At 60.1% G+C, this 22,454-nt stretch carries 23 protein-coding genes; 9 read left to right on the top strand and 14 right to left on the bottom strand.

The window, feature by feature from the left end; translation table 11 throughout:
• Window positions 1-104 precede the first annotated feature (104 nt).
• A complete protein-coding gene (locus tag ACZ9IM_RS12250) occupies window positions 105-1,019 on the bottom strand; it encodes a LysR family transcriptional regulator (RefSeq protein WP_476224035.1) in 915 nt (304 codons plus the stop codon).
• Window positions 1,020-1,190: 171 nt separating this feature from the next.
• On the opposite strand from ACZ9IM_RS12250, the gene ACZ9IM_RS12245 reads away from it, so the two are divergent.
• Genes ACZ9IM_RS12245 through ACZ9IM_RS12235 form a run of 3 tightly spaced genes read left to right on the top strand, consistent with a single transcriptional unit; the run spans window position 1,191 to window position 3,560 of the window.
• Window positions 1,191-2,036 carry a dioxygenase gene (locus ACZ9IM_RS12245; protein WP_476224034.1) on the top strand — a complete coding sequence of 282 codons (846 nt, stop codon included), beginning with the start codon at window positions 1,191-1,193 and terminating at the stop codon, window positions 2,034-2,036.
• Between the two features lie 38 nt (window positions 2,037-2,074).
• Window positions 2,075-2,488 carry a nuclear transport factor 2 family protein gene (locus ACZ9IM_RS12240; RefSeq protein ID WP_476224033.1) on the top strand — a complete coding sequence of 138 codons (414 nt, stop codon included), beginning with the start codon at window positions 2,075-2,077 and terminating at the stop codon, window positions 2,486-2,488.
• 4 nt (window positions 2,489-2,492) lie between these two features.
• Complete coding sequence (locus ACZ9IM_RS12235; RefSeq protein WP_476224032.1) at window positions 2,493-3,560, top strand: maleylacetate reductase; 1,068 nt, start codon at window positions 2,493-2,495, stop codon at window positions 3,558-3,560.
• Window positions 3,561-3,570: 10 nt separating this feature from the next.
• On the opposite strand, the gene ACZ9IM_RS12230 is transcribed toward ACZ9IM_RS12235, so the two are convergent.
• Window positions 3,571-4,596: a LacI family DNA-binding transcriptional regulator gene (locus tag ACZ9IM_RS12230; protein WP_476224031.1), complete on the bottom strand. Its 1,026-nt coding sequence runs from the start codon at window positions 4,594-4,596 to the stop codon at window positions 3,571-3,573.
• Window positions 4,597-4,732: 136 nt separating this feature from the next.
• Between ACZ9IM_RS12230 and ACZ9IM_RS12225 the strand changes: the two genes are divergently transcribed.
• Genes ACZ9IM_RS12225 through ACZ9IM_RS12215 form a run of 3 tightly spaced genes read left to right on the top strand, consistent with a single transcriptional unit; the run spans window position 4,733 to window position 7,704 of the window.
• Complete coding sequence (locus ACZ9IM_RS12225) at window positions 4,733-5,581, top strand: SDR family oxidoreductase (RefSeq protein WP_476224030.1); 849 nt, start codon at window positions 4,733-4,735, stop codon at window positions 5,579-5,581.
• Window positions 5,578-6,732 (top strand): phytanoyl-CoA dioxygenase family protein, encoded by a 1,155-nt coding sequence (locus ACZ9IM_RS12220; protein ID WP_476224029.1) that lies wholly within the window; start codon window positions 5,578-5,580, stop codon window positions 6,730-6,732. Before ACZ9IM_RS12225 ends, ACZ9IM_RS12220 begins: the two co-directional genes overlap by 4 nt.
• A gap of 48 nt (window positions 6,733-6,780) precedes the next feature.
• Window positions 6,781-7,704: a sugar ABC transporter substrate-binding protein gene (locus tag ACZ9IM_RS12215; protein WP_476224028.1), complete on the top strand. Its 924-nt coding sequence runs from the start codon at window positions 6,781-6,783 to the stop codon at window positions 7,702-7,704.
• Window positions 7,705-7,827: 123 nt separating this feature from the next.
• Here the strand turns inward: ACZ9IM_RS12215 and ACZ9IM_RS12210 are convergent, their stop codons facing one another.
• The 12 genes from ACZ9IM_RS12210 to nac form a co-directional block, all read right to left on the bottom strand.
• The gene (locus tag ACZ9IM_RS12210; RefSeq protein ID WP_476224027.1) at window positions 7,828-8,661 is read right to left on the bottom strand and encodes an ABC transporter substrate-binding protein; all 834 of its coding nucleotides are present in this window, start codon (window positions 8,659-8,661) and stop codon (window positions 7,828-7,830) included.
• A gap of 56 nt (window positions 8,662-8,717) precedes the next feature.
• On the bottom strand, window positions 8,718-9,446 hold the full coding sequence (locus tag ACZ9IM_RS12205; protein WP_476224067.1) for an amino acid ABC transporter ATP-binding protein: 729 nt from the start codon (window positions 9,444-9,446) through the stop codon (window positions 8,718-8,720).
• Between the two features lie 23 nt (window positions 9,447-9,469).
• A complete protein-coding gene (locus tag ACZ9IM_RS12200) occupies window positions 9,470-10,213 on the bottom strand; it encodes an amino acid ABC transporter permease (protein WP_476224026.1) in 744 nt (247 codons plus the stop codon).
• Between the two features lie 6 nt (window positions 10,214-10,219).
• Window positions 10,220-10,921: an amino acid ABC transporter permease gene (locus tag ACZ9IM_RS12195; protein WP_008073770.1), complete on the bottom strand. Its 702-nt coding sequence runs from the start codon at window positions 10,919-10,921 to the stop codon at window positions 10,220-10,222.
• A 118-nt stretch (window positions 10,922-11,039) separates the two neighbouring features.
• Entirely contained in the window at window positions 11,040-11,792 is a 753-nt protein-coding gene (locus ACZ9IM_RS12190) for an SDR family oxidoreductase (protein WP_476224025.1), read from the bottom strand.
• Between the two features lie 131 nt (window positions 11,793-11,923).
• A complete protein-coding gene (locus ACZ9IM_RS12185; RefSeq protein WP_476224024.1) occupies window positions 11,924-12,691 on the bottom strand; it encodes a LamB/YcsF family protein in 768 nt (255 codons plus the stop codon).
• A gap of 19 nt (window positions 12,692-12,710) precedes the next feature.
• Window positions 12,711-13,115 carry an acetyl-CoA carboxylase biotin carboxyl carrier protein gene (locus tag ACZ9IM_RS12180; RefSeq protein WP_008073767.1) on the bottom strand — a complete coding sequence of 135 codons (405 nt, stop codon included), beginning with the start codon at window positions 13,113-13,115 and terminating at the stop codon, window positions 12,711-12,713.
• A 12-nt stretch (window positions 13,116-13,127) separates the two neighbouring features.
• Window positions 13,128-14,099: a 5-oxoprolinase subunit C family protein gene (locus ACZ9IM_RS12175; RefSeq protein ID WP_008073766.1), complete on the bottom strand. Its 972-nt coding sequence runs from the start codon at window positions 14,097-14,099 to the stop codon at window positions 13,128-13,130.
• Window positions 14,096-14,767, bottom strand: a complete 672-nt coding sequence (pxpB, locus tag ACZ9IM_RS12170) for a 5-oxoprolinase subunit PxpB (RefSeq protein ID WP_476224023.1) — start codon at window positions 14,765-14,767, stop codon at window positions 14,096-14,098. The genes ACZ9IM_RS12175 and pxpB overlap by 4 nt, the downstream gene beginning before the upstream one ends.
• Window positions 14,764-16,116 (bottom strand): acetyl-CoA carboxylase biotin carboxylase subunit, encoded by a 1,353-nt coding sequence (gene accC / locus ACZ9IM_RS12165; RefSeq protein ID WP_476224022.1) that lies wholly within the window; start codon window positions 16,114-16,116, stop codon window positions 14,764-14,766. The genes pxpB and accC overlap by 4 nt, the downstream gene beginning before the upstream one ends.
• 31 nt (window positions 16,117-16,147) lie before the next feature.
• Window positions 16,148-16,576, bottom strand: a complete 429-nt coding sequence (locus tag ACZ9IM_RS12160; RefSeq protein ID WP_476224021.1) for an acetyl-CoA carboxylase biotin carboxyl carrier protein — start codon at window positions 16,574-16,576, stop codon at window positions 16,148-16,150.
• A 114-nt stretch (window positions 16,577-16,690) separates the two neighbouring features.
• Complete coding sequence (gene nac, locus ACZ9IM_RS12155) at window positions 16,691-17,596, bottom strand: nitrogen assimilation transcriptional regulator NAC (protein ID WP_476224020.1); 906 nt, start codon at window positions 17,594-17,596, stop codon at window positions 16,691-16,693.
• Window positions 17,597-17,906: 310 nt separating this feature from the next.
• On the opposite strand from nac, the gene ACZ9IM_RS12150 reads away from it, so the two are divergent.
• The 3 genes from ACZ9IM_RS12150 (at window position 17,907) to ACZ9IM_RS12140 (ending at window position 22,064) form a co-directional block, all read left to right on the top strand.
• A complete protein-coding gene (locus tag ACZ9IM_RS12150) occupies window positions 17,907-19,115 on the top strand; it encodes an aspartate transaminase (protein WP_476224019.1) in 1,209 nt (402 codons plus the stop codon).
• Window positions 19,116-19,125: 10 nt separating this feature from the next.
• Entirely contained in the window at window positions 19,126-20,670 is a 1,545-nt protein-coding gene (locus ACZ9IM_RS12145) for an MFS transporter (protein ID WP_476224018.1), read from the top strand.
• A 62-nt stretch (window positions 20,671-20,732) separates the two neighbouring features.
• The gene (locus ACZ9IM_RS12140) at window positions 20,733-22,064 is read left to right on the top strand and encodes an OprD family porin (protein ID WP_476224017.1); all 1,332 of its coding nucleotides are present in this window, start codon (window positions 20,733-20,735) and stop codon (window positions 22,062-22,064) included.
• Window positions 22,065-22,454: the final 390 nt, after the last annotated feature.

Genomic DNA, 22,454 nt, shown 5'->3' with positions numbered 1-22,454 from the left:
CAAGAGAAGTTCAACCGATCAAGCGGAACGGAGCATAGTTTGCACTTGCCGCACTGAATACCATCAAAAAAATAAATGTGTATTCCGTCCAGCGAGAAACTGCGTTAACGCGTCCAGTAGCGTTCGTACTCGTGCTCGGCAAAATCCGCGAGCAGAAAATCGATGAATACGCGCAGCTTGGTCGGCATGTAACGACGGCTTTGAAAAGCCATGTTGATGGTCAGGCGCGGCAAGTCCCAATCATCCAGCACCGGGATCAGGCGCCCCGCCACCAGGTCGGCATTGATGATGTACTTCGGTTGCACCAGGATGCCGCCATGGGCCAGGGCCGCGGCGCGGACAATCTGGCCGTCATTGGTTTCCAGGATCGGGTCGACCTTCACCACGCGTTCTTCATCGCCTTTGGTAAAGCGCATGACCCGGGGCTGGTTGGCGTGGCTGTAGATCAACAGATCGTGATTGGCCAGATCGTCAATGGTCTGCGGCGTGCCCTTGCGCTGCAGGTAACCGGGTGAAGCGGCTAGCACCCGACGCGTTTCGGCGAGGCGGCGAATGGTGATGTTGGAATCCGCCTCGTATTCCTTGGTCCTGATGGCCAAATCAATTTCGCTGTCGATAATGTCGTAATAGCGGTTTTCACCCAGCACTTTGACGGTGATATGCGGGTACTTCTTGCGAAACGCCGGGATCAGCGGCGCGATATGCAGCATGCAAAACGAGATTGAAGAGGTAATCGTCAGGGTGCCGACTGGCTGCACCAGCGATTCGCTGAGCGAAGCCTCGGCTTCCTTCAACTCGCCGAGCAGGCTCTTGCAGCTCGCATAAAATTGATGACCGGAGTTGGTCAGAGCCAGGCGCCGCGTGTTGCGGTCAATCAATCTGACATTGAGCCGTTGTTCCAACGCCACCAGGTGCCGGCTTGCAGCGGCATTCGACAGCCCGAGTATTTCCGCCGCTTTGGTCAGGGTGCCGACTTCCGCCGTCGTTACAAAAAGTTCCAGTTCGGTCAGCCGATCCATTCAGTGCTCCGTTTTTATTTTTTCATATATGAAATAAAGAATTTCGCAGGCGGACTTTTTCAACGCTGTGCGGAACTATAACGTGCAGCGCTATGACCTGAAAAGAGCGGCCCAAGACGTATCTCGCCAATCACCGAGCGTGCTTGCGCTTAAGAAAATCAAGGAGTCAAGATGCGAAATCTGGACGAAGCGACCATTACACAAGCCGTATTGGCGCGTAATAGCAGCACCGCTGATGCGCGCTTGTGCGAGGTAATGACCAGCCTCGTACAACATCTTCATGCCTTCGCTCGCGACATCAAACTGACGGAAGAAGAGTGGCGAAGCGGCGTTGATTTTCTCGAACAAGTGGGCAAAGCCTGCTCGTCCGATCGCCAAGAGTTTGTGCTGCTGTCACACACGTTGGGCCTGTCGACCCTGGTGCTGGCTCAGAACGACAGGAAGCCGTCGGGTTGCACTGAGGCGACAGCCTTCGACGTGCCACAGATTCACAATTCCACGGTGTATGACCTGGGCGCCGACATCAGTGCCGGGCTCCACGGCGCCAAAGGGTACATGCGGGGCACCATTCGCGACGCCAAAGGCAATCCGGTGCCGTCCGCTACCCTTCAGGTCAGCCAGGCAGGTGGCGACTTGAATAATCCTGTGGCAAGCGAAACCGAGCGTGCCTTGCTACAAGCCGACCCGCTTGGCCGATACTTTTTTTCCACTGTTGTGCCGCAAAGCCACCGCGTACTCCATGACGGCCCTGTCGGCACGATGCTCACGGCGCTCAATCGCCATGCCTGGCGCCCGGCGCACCTGGAGTTCGTGATCAGTGCCCCCGGTTACAAACGGTTGGTCACCCAGGTTTTCCGCGAAGGTGATCCCTACCTTGATTCCGATACCGTGTTTGGCGTGCGTTCTTCGCTGATTACCCACTGGGCTCAACAACCTCCCGGCGAGACTCCCGACGGGACTGTCAGCAGCGATCCCTTTTATACCCTGGAATTCGATTTCTTCCTGGCGAAGGCTTAGGCGTCGATCCCATTATCAATGCCAATCTCGAGGGCCCCATGAGCAACGAGCCGTCCATCACTGCGTTGATTTCAGCGCTGGAAGAACAACGTTATCAAGCGATGCAAAGTAATGACCTGGAGAACATTCAGTGTCTACTTCATCCCGAACTCAGTTATGTCCACTCCAGTGGCAAAGTGGATAACCGCGACAGCTTTATGAAGAACTTGCGTGATGGACTTTCTATCTATCACCGGATTCAACACGTTGTTCATAAAGTCCATCAATCAGGAGACACCGCCATGGTCTTTGGCGAAATGGTCGCCGATATCACTTCCCATGGCGAGGCTAAAACAATTCAGAACCGAACGTTAAATGTCTGGCTGAGGACAGGAATGAATTGGCAATTGTTTGCCTATCAACCGACCCCTATCGCCACCCGTTCATCATCCCTACCTGTTTGCGGAGAATAGACGTATGTCCACGTCCCCCTTTATTTATAACGGTCAACCGTCGCGCGTCATCTTCGGCCAGGGTTCGCTGCAACAGCTGGAAGCGGAAATCGATCGACTGGGCGCCAAGCGGGCGCTAGTCCTCTGCACACCAGAACAACGCGCCCAAGCCGAAAATATCGCCCAGTTACTTGGCAGCCGCGCAGCGGAGATTTTCGACAAGGCCGTTATGCACGTGCCTATCGAAACCGCCCGTGAAGCACGCGAGCTGGCACGCAAGCTGGGCGCCGATTGCGCGGTGGCGATTGGCGGTGGCTCAACCACAGGTCTCGGCAAGGCCATTGCGATGGATTCCGGGCTGCCTATCCTGGCGATCCCGACCACCTATGCCGGCTCTGAGATGACGCCAGTATTCGGCTTGACCGAAAACGGCCTCAAACGCACCGGCAAAGATCCGCGCGTACTTCCAAAAACCGTGATCTACGACTCGGAGCTGACCGTCAGCCTGCCCGTCGACATGTCCATCACCAGCGGCATGAACGCCATTGCCCACGCCGCCGAAGGTTTGTATGCCCAGGACGGCAATCCGGTGATGTCGCTGATGGCCGAGGAAGGCATTCGGGCGCTCGCCGCCGGCATGAAAACCATCCGTCACAACCCAAGCGATCTCGACGCCCGCGATGACTGCCTGTATGGCGCCTGGCTCTGCGGTACCGTGCTCGGCAACGTCGGCATGGCGTTGCATCACAAGCTTTGCCACACCCTGGGCGGCAGCTTCAACTTGCCCCATGCTCAGACCCATACCATCGTGCTGCCACATGCTATTGCCTACAACCAGTCTGCCGCTCCGGCCTTGTCGCGCATTTGCCGCGCGTTGAACGTTGAGGATTGCAGCCCGGCGGCGGCACTGTTCGACCTGTCCAGCTCACTGGGCGCACCGACCCGGCTGAAGGACCTGGGCTTGACCGAGGCCGACCTCGATCGAGCGACGGACATTGCCTTGTCCAACCCCTACTGGAATCCTAGACCGATTGAAGCAAAGGCCATCCGGCAGCTGCTGCAAGATGCGTACGAAGGCGTTCGCCCGGCGTAAACAGGATGAGTCAGCAAGGCAGATTGAACGGCGTGACGATCTGCACTTGTGAAGATGCAATCGGCCCGGCCTTCCACAGGCGATGAAATTGCAGGATATGCAGGAACACGTGGCGAGCATCGATCTGCAGATTGTGATCGATGATCGCGGCGATTTTTTCCTCGGCCAGCAGTTGCCGGTTTTCCTCGTCGAGGTCGTGACCGATGAACACCTCAAGCGGGCGATCCAGTGCGGCGAACGCGTCGACAATCGCCCGGTTGCCCCCGCCCACGCTGTAGACCGCCTTGAGGTCGGGGTGCAGTTTTAGCGCCTCGATCACGCGCTCAAAGGTGCGCTCGTAAACCCCGTAGCCACCGCTGATGTCCAGCACCCGCAAATGGGCGGCACGGCTGCGCAACCACATGCGAAAGCCCATCTCCCGCTCTTCTTCACCGCGAAACAGCTCGCTGCCGATGACCACGGCGACGTCCTGCGGCTGTGGCGCCAGCCACCGCGACAGCAAGTAGGCGGCGGTCTGCCCGGCCGTGCGGTTGTCCATACCGACATAGCCGATGCGCTCGCTGTGCGGCAGGTCCGTGACCAGCGTGACTACCGGAATACCAGCGGCGGCCAATTGCTTGATCGCCAGGTTTACCGCCGGCTCGTCGGCGGCCTTGAGCACCACGCCCTGACTGCCGGTGCTTGCGCAGCGCAGTAACTGGTCGTGCATCGCCTGTGGCTCGATTTCTTCAAACAAGTGAAACCTCGGTGCGATACGAAACGGCGCCAGACTGCTCAATTGCGCGGTCATAGCCGCCTGCACCGCCGCACTGAAGCGTTGCGGCGTGTGCATGATCACATCGACATGAAACGTACGCCCCGCCGCCAGGCCATTCTTTTCCTGAGCCTCCAATTCGTTCAGAGCCTGCTCGATGCGGCGGTGGGTCTGGTAATGCACGCTGCCGCGCTGGTGCAGTACGCGATCGACCGTCGCCTTGCTGACGCCCGCCTGGGTGGCGATCTGCTTGATGGAAAAGTGTTTGGCACGTTCGAGCATTGTTTTAAGCCTGAGGTTTTCTTGAGGTCTTTTTGGGCGTTACTGAGGTTTTGCCAATGCTAGTCTCAGTTTCGCCAGGCGTCGAGCCGGCGCCAGGACTACAACGCTCATAACAACAAGAAGCCAGGAGAACCCCATGCCTCAAACCGACCTCACTACCTCGTTCCGTGGCCAGTACTTTGTCGTCACCGGTAGCACCCAAGGCCTCGGTGCAGCGGTCGCCCACACTCTGGCGCGCCGGGGCGCCGCCGGCCTGATCATTTGCGGGCGCCGCGCAGACCAGGGCCAGGCCCAGGTGCGCCAGTTGGCGGAACTCGATTGCCAGGCACTTTTCGTCGAGGCCGACCTGGAGCGAGTCGAGGATTGCCGTGCAGTGATCGACGCCGCCTGCACCCGCTTCGGCACCCTCCATGGACTAGTCAACTGCGCCGGCATGTCGGACCGCGGCACCATCCTCGACACCTCCCCTGAACTGTTCGATCGCCTGTTCGCGGTCAACGTGCGAGCACCGTTCTTCCTCATGCAAGAAGCGCTGAAACTGATGATCAGCCAAGGCGTGGAAGGCGCCATCGTCAACATCCAAAGCATCGTCAGCCACGGTGGGCCGGCGTATCTGACCGCTTACTCGGCGTCCAAGGGTGCCCTGGCGATCCTGACCAAAAACGTGGCCTTCAGCGCCCTGCACAACCGCATCCGGGTAAACGGCCTGAACATCGGCTGGATGGACACGCCCCATGAAGACGAGATCCAGCGCCGCTACCATGGTGCCGAGGATGGCTGGCTGGCGACTGTCGAGCGCGCGCAACCTTTTGGTCGCCTGCTCAAACCCGAGGAAGTGGCGCAGAGCATTGCGTTCCTGCTGTCGCGCGAATCGGGAATGATGACCGGCACCGTCATCGACCTGGAACAAGGCGTGATCGGCTGCGGCGACGACACCGCCCCACGGCCCGCCAACCCGCTGAGCCTGACGGGAGACGCGCTATGAATCAGCCGCTGTCAGCGTTTGTGGGTGCCGATTCAGTGCAGTTGCATGACTTCGCCAGACTCTGCGAACAACAGGTCAAAGCCGAGGACTATGCCCACTGCAGCGACGTACAAAACAATGTGCCGATCTATCACGCGCAGACCTTGCGCGATGACAATCGCGTAGAGGTGCAGAGCGAGTTGCACCGACTGTTTCGCGACGGCCCCGGGGTCATGGTTGTACGCCAGGGCTATGCAGACCTGGGCGTGGTCGATCGCCACAGTCAGGTGTTCGAAGCGATCTTCGCCAAGGAAGCCGCCCAGGGCCTCACCGCCGATCACTTCGCCAAGGCCGGCAGCAACGGGCGCATCTGGAATTCGTTGCAAAAGGCAGCGCTGCAATCGCCGTCGTCTTTTGTCGAGTACTACGCCAACCCGCTGTTGGGGCTGATTGCCGAGGCCTGGTTGGGCCCCGGCTTTCAAGTCACGGCACAGGTCAACGTGGTGCACCCGGGCGGCCAGGCGCAACAGCCCCATCGTGACTATCACTTGGGTTTCCAGACAGAGGACGTGGTCGAGCGCTTCCCGTTGCCCCTGCATGCGCTGTCGCAGTACCTGACATTGCAAGGGGCCGTGGCCCACTCCGATATGCCGCTGGAATCCGGACCGACCCTGCTGTTGCCGTTTTCCCAGCAATACGCGCTGGGTTACCTGGCCTGGCGCCGCGCCGAATTCATCGACTACTTCCAGCATCACGCCGTACAGCTGCCGTTGAACAAGGGCGACCTGCTGTTCTTCAACCCGGCGCTGTTTCACGCTGCCGGCGCCAATCACACGCCGGATCGCCAGCGCATGGCCAACCTGTTGCAAATCTCCTCGGCATTCGGCAAGCCCATGGAAACCGTGGACCGCGAACGCATGATGTTGGCGCTCTACCCCTGCCTGCTGCAGCGGCTGGCGGATCAGGTACTGGACGCGCAAGAGCTGAACGCTGTGATTGCCTGCACCGCCGACGGCTACGCCTTTCCCACCAACCTGGACACCGATCCGCCCCTGCATGGCCTGGCCCCGCAGACCGGGCAGCAACTCATGCTGCAAGCGCTGACGGAACGCTGGACCTACGCGACCTTTGCCGAGCGCGTAACGCAGATGAGCGCCAAGCGCCAGGCATGAGCCAATTTCAAACGTGTTCAAAAACAACAACAAAACCGGACTGAAACCATGAAAAAACGACTCCTGACCTACCTCTTCGCCGCCCTCTTCACCCCCTTGGCACTCGCCGATATCCGCATCGGCGTCAGCATCGCCCAGGTAGACGATGTATTCCTGGCGCAGATGCGCGACTACATGGCCGCCCACGCCAAGGATCTGCCGGGGGTGACTCTGCAATTCGAAGACGCCCAAGGCGATGTGGTGCGCCAGCTCAACCAAGTGCAGAACTTCACTGCCCAGGGCATGGACGCGATCATCGTCAACCCGGTGGACACCGCCGCCACGCAAAAGATGACGGCCGACGCGCAAGGTGCCCACGTGCCGCTGGTCTACGTCAACCGCCGCCCCGATCAGGCCGAACTGCCGCCGGGCGTCGGCTACGTGGGCTCGGACGAGATCAAGGCCGGCGAAATGCAAATGCGCTACCTGGCGGAAAAAATGGGTGGCAAAGGCAATCTGGCGATCATGCTCGGTCTGCTCTCCAACAACGCCACCCACAACCGCACTCAAGGGGTGAAGGAAGTGCTCAAAAGCTATCCGGATATCCACGTGGTTGAAGAACAAAGCGCCGAGTGGCAGCGCAGCAAGGCCATGGACCTGATGAACAACTGGATCGTCTCGGGCAAGAAAATCGATGCCGTGGCCGCCAACGCCGATGAAATGGCGATCGGCGCGGCGATGGCCATCAACCAGGCAGGCATGCACTCAGGCAAGGACATCCTGGTCGGTGGCAGCGACGGCGGGCCCGCTGGCCTGGACGCGATCAAGAAGGATCAACTGCTGGTGACCGTTTACCAGGACAACAAAGGCCAGGCCATCGGGTCGATCGACCTTGCACTGAAGATGATCAGGAAAGAACCCTATACGGCACAGTTGACCATTCCCTATCAGCTGATTACCAAGGCCAACTATCAGGACTTCCTTAACCCTTGAATGGGACGAGGCTGCACCGCCTCCCTCTTGCAGCGGGTCAACTGACGCCGTGCGGGAAACAGCCCGCTGCCGAGAGAGCGCAAAACGGGTCTCGAAAAACCCGTCCACCGCGGTGTATGAGATCTAAGGCAGGGGATCGAACTTCAAGTCATTGAGGCTCTGTACTTTGTCCTCACGAACCATTTTGTACTCGGTATTTGGGCCGATCCAGCGATCCCAGATCCCGTCGATCTCCCCGGCTTTTTCCATCGTCGCCAACGATTCGTTGACCTTGGCGAGGAACGCCGGCTCATCCCTGCGCATGCCCGCGCCAATCGGTTCGAGCGCCATCGGTTCCTTGGCGAGTGCCAATTCGACACCACTAGCCTTGGCTTGATTGACCAACTTCAAGGCCGTCATGGTGTTGGTTACCAGACCCACGACCTTGTTCTGTTGCAAGGCCATGTAGGCCGAGCCGGTGTCCTGGAATGTCACCGGCGTGGCCCCGGCCATTCTGATCGACTGCTCGGACGTGGAGCCTTTGGTGGAACTGATGCGTTTGTCCTTGAAGAAGCTTTTCGGCTGCTCAGCGTTGGCGGCACGCACCACCAGGGTTTCCTTGGCGATGTAGTACGGATCGCTGAACTGGATCTGTTCAGCCCGGGTTTTGGTGTAGGCCAGGTTGGCGAAGATCATATCGACGCGGCCCATTTTCACTTCAGGAATACGTGCTTCGACAGACAGCGGTTTGAGCTCCAATGCAACGCCCATGGTCTTGGCCAGGGCCTTGCACAGGTCGACGTCCATACCCACCAGCTCACGGGTTTTCGGGTCCGGGGCGGAAAATGGCGGCACGTCGGCGTACACCCCACAGCTCAGTGATTTCTTGGCCATGATGTCGCTCAATTGATCGGCCTGCGCGACCGCAACAGCCAAAGGACCTAACGCCAGCGTGACAAACAGAGGCTTCATACGCATGGAAAAACTCCTGGGATTGAAAAGTCGGATGGCAGAGGGAGCAAAACCGCTGCGGCTCAGTGGGCGCGCAGATCGGCAATAAATCGTTGTGCTCGCGGGTGCGCGGGCTGATTGAAGAAGCTTTCGGGCGTGCTCTTTTCCAGAATCTGTCCCGCGTCCATGAACCAGATGGTGTCAGCAACTTCACGAGCAAAATTCATCTCGTGGGTCACGCACATCATGGTCATGCCCTCCTTGGCCAAGCCTTTCATCACACTCAGCACTTCACCGACCATTTCCGGGTCAAGGGCACTGGTGGGTTCATCGAACAACATCACTGGCGGCTCCATCGCCAGCGCCCGGGCAATCGCCACCCGTTGCTGCTGACCGCCGGACAACTGCGCCGGATAGGCCCCGGCCTTGTGGGCCAGGCCAACCCGATCCAGCAATTGCATGGCTTGCTGCTTGACGGCCGAGCCTTTCAGGCTGCGGATTTTGCTGGGCGCCAGGGTGATGTTTTCCAGCACCGACAGGTGCGGAAAAAGATTGAAGCTCTGGAACACGAAACCCACCCGGCTGCGCAGTCGATTGATGTGAGCGTCAGTGCCGTGAACATCCTGGCCGTCGAACAGGATCTGGCCTTTCTGGATGTCTTCCAGGCGATTGACCGTGCGGATCAGCGTCGATTTTCCGGAGCCGGACGGGCCGCACAACACCACCACTTCACCGGGTTTCACTTCGGCGGTGATGTCAGTCAGTGCGTGGTACTCGCCGTACCATTTGTTGATGTTCGAAAACATGATCATTGGATGCATGGATGCAACCCTCTTCAATTATCAATGGCCAGCAAGGGGTCGGCAGCCACGGCCGTGCCGCCGTTGCCCAGACGTTTGCGAGCGATACGGCGTTCCACCCAGCCGGTCAGATGGGTCAGGCCGAAACAGAGCAGGTAGTAGATGATCGCCAGGATGAAAAACACCTGAAACGGCTTGGTCAGCAACTGGTTGTTGACCTGGTTGGCGGCGAAGGTGACTTCCTGGACGTTGATCACATAGCCCAGGGAGGTTTCCTTGATGATCGAGATGAACTGGCTGATCAGGCTGGGCAGCGCGTTGTATAACGCTTGCGGCAAGATCACCCAAATTGTCGTGCGCAAGTAACCGAGGCCCAGTGCGCGGGAGGCTTCGTACTGACCCGCCGGCAACGCCTGGATGCCACCGCGAATGATTTCGCACAGGTAGGCACTCTGGTAGATCACCAAGGTGCACAGCATCGTGACGAACCCGGTGATGTTGTGACCGATCAACAACGGCACCAGGAAGTAGGTCCAGAAAATCACCATCAGCAGCGGGATGCCCCGCAGCACATACACCCAGACCGTGGCAGCCCAGCGCAGTCCGGTCCACGGCGACACCCGAGCCAACGCCAGCAGCAAGCCGAAAGGGAACGCCAGCAACAGCGCCAATGCCGCCAGAATCAACGTACTCGCCAACCCGCCCAGAGGGCCGTGCGGGTACTGGCCGATCAGAAACAGGGTCCAGTTCTGCTGCACAATCGAGAAAAGATCGAACATCGCCGTCTACCTCGCCAGCGCTTTGTTGAAGCGTCGCGCCAACAGCGCGCCGAGCCCCATCAACAGCAGTGAAAAGACCAGGTAGAACACCGTGGCGACCAGGTAGGACTCGAACGTGCGGAAGGTGTAGTTCTCGACTTCGCGGGTGGCGTAGGTCAGCTCGACCACGCCGATGGCCATCGCCAGGCTGGTGTTCTTGAACAACAGCACGGTGTGGTTGATCAGCGACGGCAGGCAATTACGCACGCCCTGCGGCAGGATCACATAGCGCATCGAACGTACATACCCCAACCCCAGCGCCCGGGAGGCTTCGGTCTGCCCCGCCGGTATGGCGCGCAGGCCACTGCGGATGTCTTCACAGAAATACGCCGCCTGACACAGCCCCAGCGCAATCACCGAGAACAGGTATTCGGTGCTGTAGTTCGCCAGCCAGAGTTGCGTGGATTCGCTCAGCAAGGTCGGCACACCGAAGTACCAGAGCATCAACTGCACCAGCGTCGGAACGTTGCGATGGTAAGACACGTAGCCCGCCACCAGACGATCAGCGAGCTTGTTACCGGTCAGGCGCACGGTCACCAGCAACAGAGCCAGGGCCATCGCCAGCAGCCAGGCGAACAGCGCCAGTTGTAGAGTTATTTCGATGCCCTTGACGATCAGCTCGGCATATTCGCCTTGCAGAACCGCGGCCAAATCGAAGTCATGCTTCATGGTCAATCCCTACGGGCATTGGGCTAGGGCAGAAATAAAAAGCGTCTGGCGAGCCATGACGTGGGTACCGCGTGACGGATTGATCCGTTCTTCTGGTGCGTGCTTCGCAGGGAAACGCTCAGCCCTGGTAATCCTGCGGGCGAGCCGTGGAAAGACCACCGGGCACTTGCAAGGTCGGGGTGATTTCCATGTGCCCGACGTTGACCGCTATCGGTGCGGCGATGGCAAACGCGATGGCGTCGGCGATGTCCTTGGCCTGGGGCAGCTCGAAACCTTCGACGAAGCGCTTGTAGGTTTCTTCGGAGTCGCCGTGAACGTGGGCGAAGATGTCAGTAGCCACTCTCCCCGGACAGATCTCGGTCACCCGGACCCGCTTGCCGAAGGCATCGATACGTAACTGCCGCGAGAGCATGCTCACGGCGGCTTTCGTCGCGTGGTACGTGGAGTTGCCACCGAAGTTGTACGCCGCAGCAATCGAACTGATGTTGATGATGTGGCCGCAGTCACGCCCGACCATCCCCGGCAACGCCAGGCGCGCCAGGTGCAGCACCGCCCGCAGGTTGACGTCGATCAGCAAGTCGATGCCTTCGGCGTCAGCCTTAAGAATCGAACCCGGTTTATCGACCCCGGCGTTGTTCACCAAAATGTCGAACTGCTGGGTTTCAAACAGACGGGTCAACCCGGCCAGGTCGGTGACGTCGATGGCGTGTGCGATGCAGCCGGTTTTCGCGGCCAGCTCTTCGAGCTTGTCAGCGCTGCGAGCCAAGGCATGCACCTGCACGCCTTCCTGGCACAGGCGCTCGACGACGGCGGCGCCAATTCCGGAAGAAGCGCCGGTCACCAGCGCGGTTTTGTAATCTGAAAATGACATGAAGTTGTCCTCGTATTACGTGTGCGGATCACTCGGTGATCGCGATGACTTCGACTCTATCCAGCCCTGAAGCCGTGGACCAAGACGGAATGACTGTGTGGCAATAAGCCCTGCTTATGACCGTGCAACCGTTACGCCAACAGCTGCGAAATCGGCGTGATACAGCCACCCGCCAGCTCGATTTCACGACGGATGGTGCGGGCTAGATCGACAGCACCAGGCGTGTCGCCGTGCAACAGGATCGAGTGCGCCGGCACCGCAATGCGCTTGCCATTGAGACTGGTCACGGTGCCCTCCTCCAGCAACTGCCGAACCCTTTGCAACACGGCCGCCGGCTCCTTGACCACCGACCCCGGGACCTTGCGCGGCACCAGCAGGCAGTCATCGTCGTAGGCGCGGTCGGCCAGAAACGTCGTGGCGACCCGCAGCCCACATTTGTCCGCGGCGTTTTCGATGGCACGACTGCTCGATGAACTGATAATCAGCGTCGGGTCGAACGCCGCCACCGCACACACCAATGGCTCCGCCAGTGCCGAGTCGGCCGCGACCATGTTCCCCAGCGCGCCGTGAAAGCTCATGTGCGTCATACGGTGGCCATTGACCGCCGCCATTCCGGCCAGCGCGCCGAGCTGGTAAACCACATAGGTCGCCAGTTCCTTGAGCTCGATGTTCATCTGCCGTCGACCGAAGCCCATCAAGTCGGGGAAGCCGACATGGGCGCCCAGATCGATGTCACCGACCTTGGCCAGGCGCACGGTGTTGTCCATGATCAGCGGATCACCGGCATGGAAGCCGCATGCCACATTGGCCGATGAGATAAGACTCATCAACGCTTCATCCTCGCCCATGCGCCAAGGGCCGAAGCCTTCACCCAGATCAGCGTTCAAATCAATTTTCATTGCTTCTTTCCTCGCCCGCTCATGCCGCGTCCAGGCGCATGAACGCCTCGCCAAAGCCCACCGTCGTGCCACACACCGTCAATACCGCCGCCAGCCGTCCGGCCTTCTCGCTGCGGACCGGCAACAGCAGATCGCCAACTTGCAGCAAAGCGACCAGTTGCCCTCGCTCCACTCGACTGCCGACCGATACCAGCACCTCGCTCTGTTGCGGGTGCTTAAGCAGCAACCGGCCCAGACCTGGAGTCTTTAACAGCTGCTCCTCCGGTGCCTTTAATGTCTCTGGCGTGGCGATTTGAACCGGTTCCGCGACTTCGTCGACGCTACGTTTGAGCACCAGATGCAGCCCCGGACGACGAATTTCCGCGCCAGCCAGGTGAGTCTCCTTGAGCCACACCGCCAACTGGCGGATTTCCTGATTTGTCATGTCTGAATGTCCTTAACGCGAGGCCAGCCCGTGAAGGTCAACCAAGCGGCCGACCTCCGCGAGATAGCGCGAATTGTCTTCCAGGGCTGCGACAGCTTCGGCGTAACTGCACTCGATAAAGCGCACCTTGCTGCCGATCGGCGCCTGGCCCAGGCGCCAGAGGTCGGCCTCAATCACCGTGCCGAATTTCGGGTAACCGCCACTGGGTTGAGCGTCGCGCATCTGAATGATCGGTTGCCCGCCGTGAGGCACCTGAATCACACCGGGGACGATGCCGTGGGAGCGAACTTCCATCGGCGCCTTGGGCAAGATCGGCGCGCCTTCGAGCCGGTAGCCGTAACGGTTGCTCTGGGTCGTGACCTTCCACTCGCCGGACCAGAATGCCGCCCGGGATTCATCCAGAAAACACTCGTATTCGGCCGCCGGAAGTACCCGCATCGCGGGCAATCCATCGCGTTGCAATGGCAAGGCCTGACTGGGTGACACAACCCCAAAATCCGTGGGCAGCGCGCTCATGCCGGGACGCAACGCCGAGACCTGGTCACCCTGCTGCAACGCCCGCCCCTGCAAGCCGCCGAACTCACCGCGTAATTGCGTGCTGCGCGAGCCGAGCACCTGCGGCACGTCGACACCGCCGGCCAGACACAGATAAGCGCGACTGCCGGAGGTTGGATAGCCGAGGCTCAGCACCTGGCCTTCCCGAGCCTGCGCTACCCAGAATGGCAACAATGGCTGACCGTCGAGGGTGGCTTCGCAAGCCGCACCGGTCACCGCGAAGGCGCAGTCCTGAACAAAACGCACCTCGAATGGAAACAGCGGAATTTCGATGGCCGCCGCCCCCTTGGAATTACCCAGCAGCAGATTGCCCAACGCCAGCGCCAAATGGTCCATCGCGCCGGAAGTCCCGACGCCGTAACCGAGGCTGCCGAAGCGGCCGAAGTCCTGCACTGTGGCCAGGGCGGTGGCCGATAAAATCTCGATCATCGAATGATCCTCTCGATGCGCAAGCGCAACATATCGCCGGGCCGCAGCATGGCCGGAGGGTTTTGGGTCGGGTCGAAAAACGACATTTCGGTCCTGCCGATAGTGTTCCAGCCACTGGGACCGGCCGATGCGGAGACACCGGTCTGCACCCCGCCGATCGACACGGAGCCGGCGGCAATACTGATCACCGGCACCTGGCGCCGTGGCGTGGCCAGACGTGCGTCCATGCCACCGAGATAGCAATAGCCGGGATGGCTGCCCAACGCATACACCGGGTACAGCGGCTCGCAATGCAGGTTGGCAATGGTGTCGATATCCAGTCCGGTGTGCGCCACCACATCACTCATGTGCGGACCGAATTCACCGCCGTACACCACCGGCAACTCGACGATGCGCCCTTCGAGTGGCAGCGGTTGGCTCTGCTCCCAGGCCTCAAGCAATCGCTCGCACAGCTCATTGAGATCGCGCGGCGGCTTGATAAAGGTCAGCATCAGGTTGTTCATGCCGGGGACCGCTTCGTGTATGTCGGCCCATTGCCCGGCCTGCAAGGCCAGGCTCCAAATGCGTTGTTGCGGCGCCAGATCCAGCTCGCCGGGGGCTTCGAACAATAAAGCCGTGGACCCCAGCAGGCTGATGTGCGGACGCGGCGATACAGATGCAGTACTCATGTCGGACTCCGTTGTTGCAGCCAGCGCTCCAGGTGATGAATGTCCACGCCACCGGCGCAGAAGTCCGGGTCGTCGAGAATGTCGCGGTGCAAGGGGATATTGGTCGAGATGCCTTCCACGCACAGTTCGCTCAGGGCCAGGCGCATCCGGGCCATGGCTTCATCGCGGGTCGCGCCATGGGTGATGACCTTGGCCACCATCGAGTCGTAGTACGGCGGCACCCGATACCCGGTGGTGACGTGAGAGTCGACCCGCACACCAAAGCCACCCGGGACTTCCCAGCGCTGAATCAACCCCGGTGTCGGCATGAACGTGATTGGGTCTTCGGCGTTGATCCGGCATTCCAGTGAATGACCGTTGAGCTGCACGTCCTGCTGGCGCAGCTCTAGCACGTCGCCTCGGGCCATGCGCAGTTGCTGCTGGACGATATCGATGCCAGTCGTCATCTCCGTCACCGGGTGCTCGACCTGCAGCCGCGTGTTCATCTCGATGAAGAAGAACTCGCCGTCCTCATACAGAAATTCGAAAGTACCGACGCCGCGATAGCCGATCTGTCGGCAAGCCTCCGCACAGCGTTCGCCGACCTTGGCGATAAGCTCGGGATCAATGCCAGGTGCCGGCGCTTCTTCCAGGACTTTCTGGTGCCGACGTTGCAAGGAGCAATCGCGGCAGCCGAGCCAGATCGCGTGGCCATGGGCATCGCACAACACCTGGATTTCCACATGCCGTGGATGGCCGAGAAACTTCTCGATGTAGAGTTCTGGATTACCGAAAGCCAGCCGCGCCTCTTCACGGGTCAGTGCGATGGCATCCAGCAGTTCGCTCTCTTCTTTCACCACGCGCATGCCGCGTCCACCGCCACCGCCGGCTGCCTTGACGATCACCGGGTAACCGATTTCACGCGCGATGGCCTGGATGCTTGCATCGTCTGTGGGCATCACCGAGTCCGGCCCCGGCACGCACGGCACACCGGCTTCGCGCATCGCACGCTTGGCGGCAACCTTGTCGCCCATGGTCCGAATGCACGCTGTGCTCGGGCCGATAAAAGTCAGGCCGGCCGCTTCAATGCGCTCGGCAAATCCAGCGTTCTCCGACAGAAAACCGTAACCCGGATGGATCGCCTGCGCGCCGCTGACCTTGGCCGCGAACAGCAGCGCCGTCTGGTCCAAATAACTCTGGCCGGGTGACGCCGGCCCGATGCACAGGGCCTGACCAGCGTTTTGCACATACTGCGCGTGGCGATCAGCATCGGAGTGCACCACTACGGTCTGCAACCCCAGGCCATGGCAGGCACGCTGAATGCGCAGGGCGATTTCGCCACGATTGGCGATCAGCACTTTGTCGAACATTAAATTCACCTGAAAACGTAAGAGCGTGGGATCAGCAGAGACGGAACAGCGACTGGCCGGCTTCGACTTCGGCGCCACTCTGGGCGAGGATCGCGCTGATTCGCCCGGCGGTTTTGGCCTTAACCGGGTGGAACATTTTCATCGCTTCGAGGACCGCCAGGGTTTGCCCTGCTTCGACCTGATCACCGACCGCGACAAAGGGGGCTTCCCCTGCCGCAGGCGTCAGATGCAGCACGCCATACAGGCTGGCCTTGATCTCGGTAGCGGCCATCGCCGGAGTGTCTGACGTAGGCAAATCCGCAGTCGTTGTCGGCGAAGGCTCAGCCATCGACTCGGTCGTCACGATCTTCCCGGCCTGCTTGAAAAGACGAATCGTACTGTCGCCTTCGGTCAGGCTCAGTTCGAGCAGATCGGATTCGGCGAGCAAATCGATCAACCCCTTGATGCGTTCTGAATCCATGCGTGGGCCCCTACCTGTCGAGCGTGTCTGAGTGGATGGGGTCAATGTAGCGATGCTGCCCAGCGACGACCAAGACGCTTTGGCTTTGGGGTGATAAGCCGTCCTTATGACCGCTCAAATCAGGCTGCCGCGCATCTCGGCGACCAGTTCCAGCAGGATCGCCTTGACCGCCTGCGCGGGCACCGACAGCGGTAGGTGACCGGACAGACACAGCGCCAGTGGCGCCTCGACCTCGGGCTCGACAATGCGACACATGTGCATCGAGGTGGCGGCGACCATCACCCGCGCCGAGGACTCGGGCAGGATCGTCGAACCGAAGTGCTCGGCGACCGCAGCGGTCAGGGTGATCGACGATTCGATTTCAGCCACCACCCGCGCACTCAGGCCGATGCGCAGGAAGGCTTCATCCACCAGCCGACGCATGACGTTGTAGGGACGAGGCAGGAGCATGTCCATGTCCGCCAGTTCGGCCAGAGGGATCTCGTCGAGAGCGCTGACAGCAGGATCGGCACTCACCAGATAGAGGTGCTCGCGCAGCAGCGAGACGAAGCTCAAGCCATGGACTTCACGCCCGCCATAGAGCACGGCCATGTCCATCCGGCCATTCATGATCAACTCGCTCAAGGTGGTGCCGAAGTTTTCATTGAGGTACAGCAGAATGCCTGGATGTCGCTCGCGCACCCGACGTAACAGCGGTAAGGAAAGCGTCGACGCTGCGGTGCCCGGCGCCAAGCCAACCGACACCTGCCCGGACAAGGCATGCCCCGTGGCATTGATGTCACTTTGCGCCTGTTCACACTGGCGCAAGATGATTTGCGCATGGCCGTAGAGCACCTTCCCCGCCTCGGTCGGGGTGACGCCACGTTTGGTCCGAATCAGCAATTGCTGCTGCAGCTCCGCTTCCAGCGTGGCCAGTTGTTGGCTGAGTGCCGGTTGCGCGACATGCAGCACGTCAGCGGCCTGGGTCATGCTGCCAATATCGACGAGTTTCACAAAATACTTTAAACGGCGCAGGTTCACGGTGGCGGTGCTCTTGCTCGAAAAAGGGAGACAACCCTCAGGCTTTAGCAAGAGCCAGGCCAGAGGCAAAACCTCGCGCGCGGGGTTAACGGCAGGGCCCAACCATAAGCCTTTGCTATGGCTGGATCGCAGTGACCGTGAATGACACCCGCCACGGGCAGACAGGCTTGAACGCACTACCTTGGTGCGAGGGCTGTTCAGTTCCAGCCATAAGTGATGCCTATCCGACCAGAACGATCTCGTCTTATGGCGGTGCGGGAAGCGACTCGTACTGTAGGGCCTCGTCAACGTCATCAACGAGGAACGACACGTGACCGCCTCCCGCATCGCCGCCCGTGTGCAACGTATCAAACCATCGCCCAGCAGCGCCGCTTCTGACCGTGCGAACGAACTGCGCCGACAAGGCAAGTCCATCATCAATCTGGTTGTCGGCGAGCCGGACTTCGATACACCCGTGCACATTCGACAAGCGGCCAACGCCGCCATCGAACGCGGCGAGACGCGTTACACGCAAAATGCCGGGACCCCGGAGCTGCGCCAAGCGATTGTCGACAAGCTGACACGGGAAAACGGCCTGACCTACGGTGCGAATCAGATCCTGGTCACCAGCGGGGCGAAGAGTGCGATTTTCAATGCCCTCGCCGCCACCCTCGGCGCGGGCGATGAAGTGCTGATTCCGGCGCCGTACTGGGTGTCGTACCCCGACATGGTGCTGGCCTGCGAAGGTGAACCCGTAACCCTCGCCTGCCCGGAAGAAAACGCTTTCAAGCTGACCCCGGCTCAATTGCGCGGCGCAATCACCGAACGCACTCGCTGGCTGCTGCTCAATTCGCCGAGCAACCCGACCGGTGCCAGCTACAGCGCCGCCGAACTGCGCGCCCTGGCAGATGTGCTGCTCGACTATCCGCAGGTGTTGCTGATGACCGACGACATCTACGAACACATCCGCTATGAAGGCCTGGACAACCCGCACATCCTCGCCATCGAACCGGCGCTGACCGCACGCACCGTGGTAGTCAACGGCGTATCCAAGACTTATGCCATGACGGGCTGGCGGATCGGCTACGCCGCCGGCCCGGCCGATTTGATCAGCGCGATGGCAACTCTGCAATCGCAATCGACCAGCAATGCCTGCTCGATCAGCCAGTCTGCAGCGATCGAAGCGCTCAACGGCGACCAGACCTTCGTCAAGGAAAGCGTGGCGGTGTATCAGCAACGCCGTGATCGTTGCCTGGACCTACTCAACGCCATCGACGGTTTGAGTTGCCGCAAACCCGATGGGGCGTTTTATCTCTATGTGAACTGCGCGGGTTTGCTGGGTAAATCGACGATTCAAGCCAAACGCCTGGACACCGATTACGACGTGGTCATGTACCTGTTGGAAAGCCAGGGTGTGGCAGTGGTGGCCGGTACCGCGTACGGGTTGGCGCCGTTCTTCCGGATGTCGATCGCCACCGACATCAAGACCCTCGACGAAGGTTGCTCACGGATTGCCGCTGCCGTTGCGGCGTTGAGCTGAGGAACAGATGATGACGGCGGCGACCCTCCCTCCCCTGAGCTTCAGGCAGGCTTTGCTTGCGATGCTTGGCATCTCGCTGGTGCTGATGCTCTCGGCACTCGACCAGACGGTGATCGGTAACGCCTTGCCCAGCATCGTCGCCGAGCTCAAGGGCTTTGAGCTTTACGCTTGGGTCGCAACCGGCTACATGCTGGCCTCCATCGTCACCATCCCGATCTTCGGCCGGTTGGGGGATTACTACGGGCGCAAGCCCTTTGTGATCGCCGCCACCCTCATCTTCACCTTGGCGTCGCTGGCCTGCGCCGTGGCCACAGACATGCTGTTGCTGGTGATCGGTCGCGCCTTGCAGGGTGTCGGTGGAGGCATGTTGATAGGCACGGCGTTCGCCTGCATTCCGGAACTGTTTCCTGAGACCCGACAACGCCTGCGCTGGCAGATGCTGCTGAGTGCCCTGTTCAGCGTGGTCAATGCCATAGGTCCGGGTTTAGGTGGTTATCTGACAGGCGCCTACGGTTGGCGCTCGGTGTTCTACATCAATCTGCCGTTGGGTTTTCTGGCGCTGTTTTTCGCTTGGCGCTACCTGCCTTATTACCGCCCGCAACAACGGGCGAAAATCAGCCTCGACTGGCCCGGCGCGTTGTTGATCGCCATGGCACTGGGCAGCCTGCAATTGTTCGTCGAGTGGTTGGGGCATTCCAGTCTGATGCTGAGTGCGGCGCTGGGAGTCAGCTGCGTCGGAGCAACCCTGGCCTTATGGCGCTGGGAGCGACGCTGCCAGCACGCACTGCTGCCGGCGGCTTTACTCGGGTTGCCGAGCATGCGCCTGCTATTTCTGCTGTCGATGGCCGCCGGGGCGATCATGTTTACGTTGTTGTTCTATCTGCCTTTATTGCTGCAAGGCAGCTATGGCTACTCACCGCAGGATGCCGGCCTGTTGATTACGCCACTCGCGCTGAGCATCACCCTGGGCGCCATCGTCAACAGTCGCATCGTCACCCGTTTGCGTAATCCAAACCTGTTGCCGCTGTGCGGTTTTGTCGCGTTGCTGCTGGCATGCCTCGGCTTGGCCATCGCCGGACGCGGTGCTTCGTTCAATGCGTTGCTCGGCTTGATCCTGCTGGCAGGTCTTGGCCTGGGCTTCATCCTGCTCAACCTGACGGTCTTCACCCAGACCCTTGCCGAGCGTCAGTTCCTCGGGATCGCCACCGCACTGACCCAATCGTTGCGCCTGGTGGGTGGGCTGCTGGGAACCGCTTCGATGGGTGTGCTGGTCAACTTGCTTTACAGCGCCAACCTGCAACGTCTTTTTATCGCCAAAGGGCACGCTGATGGACTGGCCTTGTACGCCGACCCGCAGGTCCTTCTGCGCCCCGATGCCGCCCTGCTCGAACACCCGCAATGGCTGAGCCTTGCACGCGATGCGTTGGCTCAGTCGGTGGGCGTTGGCCTGCTGCTTTGCGCCGGCCTCGGCGTGCTCGCGCTGTTCATCCTGTACCGCCTGCCGCCCGTGAGACTGCACGTCTTGCCGGCCACCGCTGCTCCTGAAAAACAATAAAAACTTTACTGCCGCTTTTGACTGCCTCTCACAACATTCGACAACTCATGGGGATGACTCCGATGGAGCTTTTCAATCGCGCACCTAAAGTAGTGGCCGGCATTTGCGGCCTGATCATCGCTCAACAGGGTTACGCCGCCGGCCTGGTAGAAGACAGCAAGCTCAGTGTGCTGGCCCGCAACTTTTTCAGTAATGCCGACAACCGCAGCGGCGCGGCCGCCCCCAATTACACACAGGAATGGGGCCAGGGTTTCATCGCCAACTTTCAGTCCGGATACACCCAAGGTACGGTGGGGTTTGGTGTGGACGCCATTGGCATGTACGGTATTCGGCTGGACTCCGGCAAGGGCCGGCACTACAACCCCGAAAGCAAAAACTTCAACGGCAACATCTTCCCGACCGACAGCGACGGGCGCGCCGTGGATGAGTTCGGCAGCCTGGGCCTGACGGCCAAGGCAAAGTTCTCTAACACCGAACTGAAGTACGGCACGCTGGTACCGATGTTGCCGGTGGTGATGTCCACCGACCGCATGCTGCAACAAACCTTCAATGGCGGGCAGCTCCAGTCCAAGGACCTGGAGAACGTCACCTTCACCCTCGGCCAGTTGGAGCATGTCAAAGGCCGCGGTTCAAGCAACCAGATGGGCATGTCCATTCCCGGTGCAAACAACCCGCAGACGGGCGAATTCGTCAACAAGTTCTATTACGGCGGCGTGGACTACAAAGCGACCAAAGACCTGACCTTGCAGTACTACTACGGCAACTTGCAGGACTTCTACAAACAGAACTTCCTCGGTCTCAAATACGACTGGCAGGTCGGCCCCGGCACCCTGCGTACCGACTTGCGTCACTTCGACAACCGCTCCGATGGAGCCAACGGCCATGACCCGGATTTCTACACCTTTGGCTACTACGGCAACGGTGTGACCAAAGGCAAGGTCGACAGTCGCCTGAGCAGCGCGCAATTCACCTACCTGCTGAACGGCCACACCTTCGCCGCCGGCCTGCAGCAAGTCAGCGGCGACAGCGACGCGGTCTGGTTGAACCAAGGTGACGGCTCCACCGCCTATTTCATGACGGAGTCGATGATCGGAAAATTCCAGCGCGCCGGAGAAACCACCTGGCAGGTTCGCTACGGATATGATTTCGCCAGGGTCGGGGTTCCGGGTTTGAGTTTCCTTGGCATGTACGAAAGCGGCTCGAACATCCGTACCCCCACAGGCGACAAAAGCGAGTGGGAGCGCAACCTGACGGTGAGCTATGTCATTCAGCAGGGGCCGCTGAAGGACCTGAACGTTGCCCTTCGCCACGCCTCACTGCGCACCGAAGTGTCCACACAACGGGACAGCGATGAGCATCGAGTGATCATCAGCTACCCGCTGAACATTCTGTAAAAGACGACACACTGGGTGATAAGCATCGTCATCCAGTGTGCTCCGGCGGTCCGGCGCTCTGGTGATACAGGCCACACAGCTGCAGATGGCAGAGAAAGGGATCATAACAAAGCTTCTGAGGACGCTTTTACCGCTGGATCGTGCAGCATTAACGTGGTCAGGGGGTTCGCTGTCGTGGCCGATGAGGCGGGCTTTTGCCCGCGCTTTCGTATCCGCCCTGTCATGCCTTCGTCACACCCACCAAGCACAATGCGGACAGCCAAAAGGATTTGGCCCTATCGACAGAGAGCCCGGCTAAGCGCCGGTTTCTTTCGTTCCAGCGACATGCTTTTCACGAAGTGCTCACAGAACGGAGCGCAGATTGAACGGACAAAAGGATTTGACCCCATA

The organism is Pseudomonas sp. TE12508 (assembly GCF_056279485.1).
Note: the sequence above shows the minus strand (reverse complement) of the source record. Positions and strands in the feature narration are given on the sequence as shown.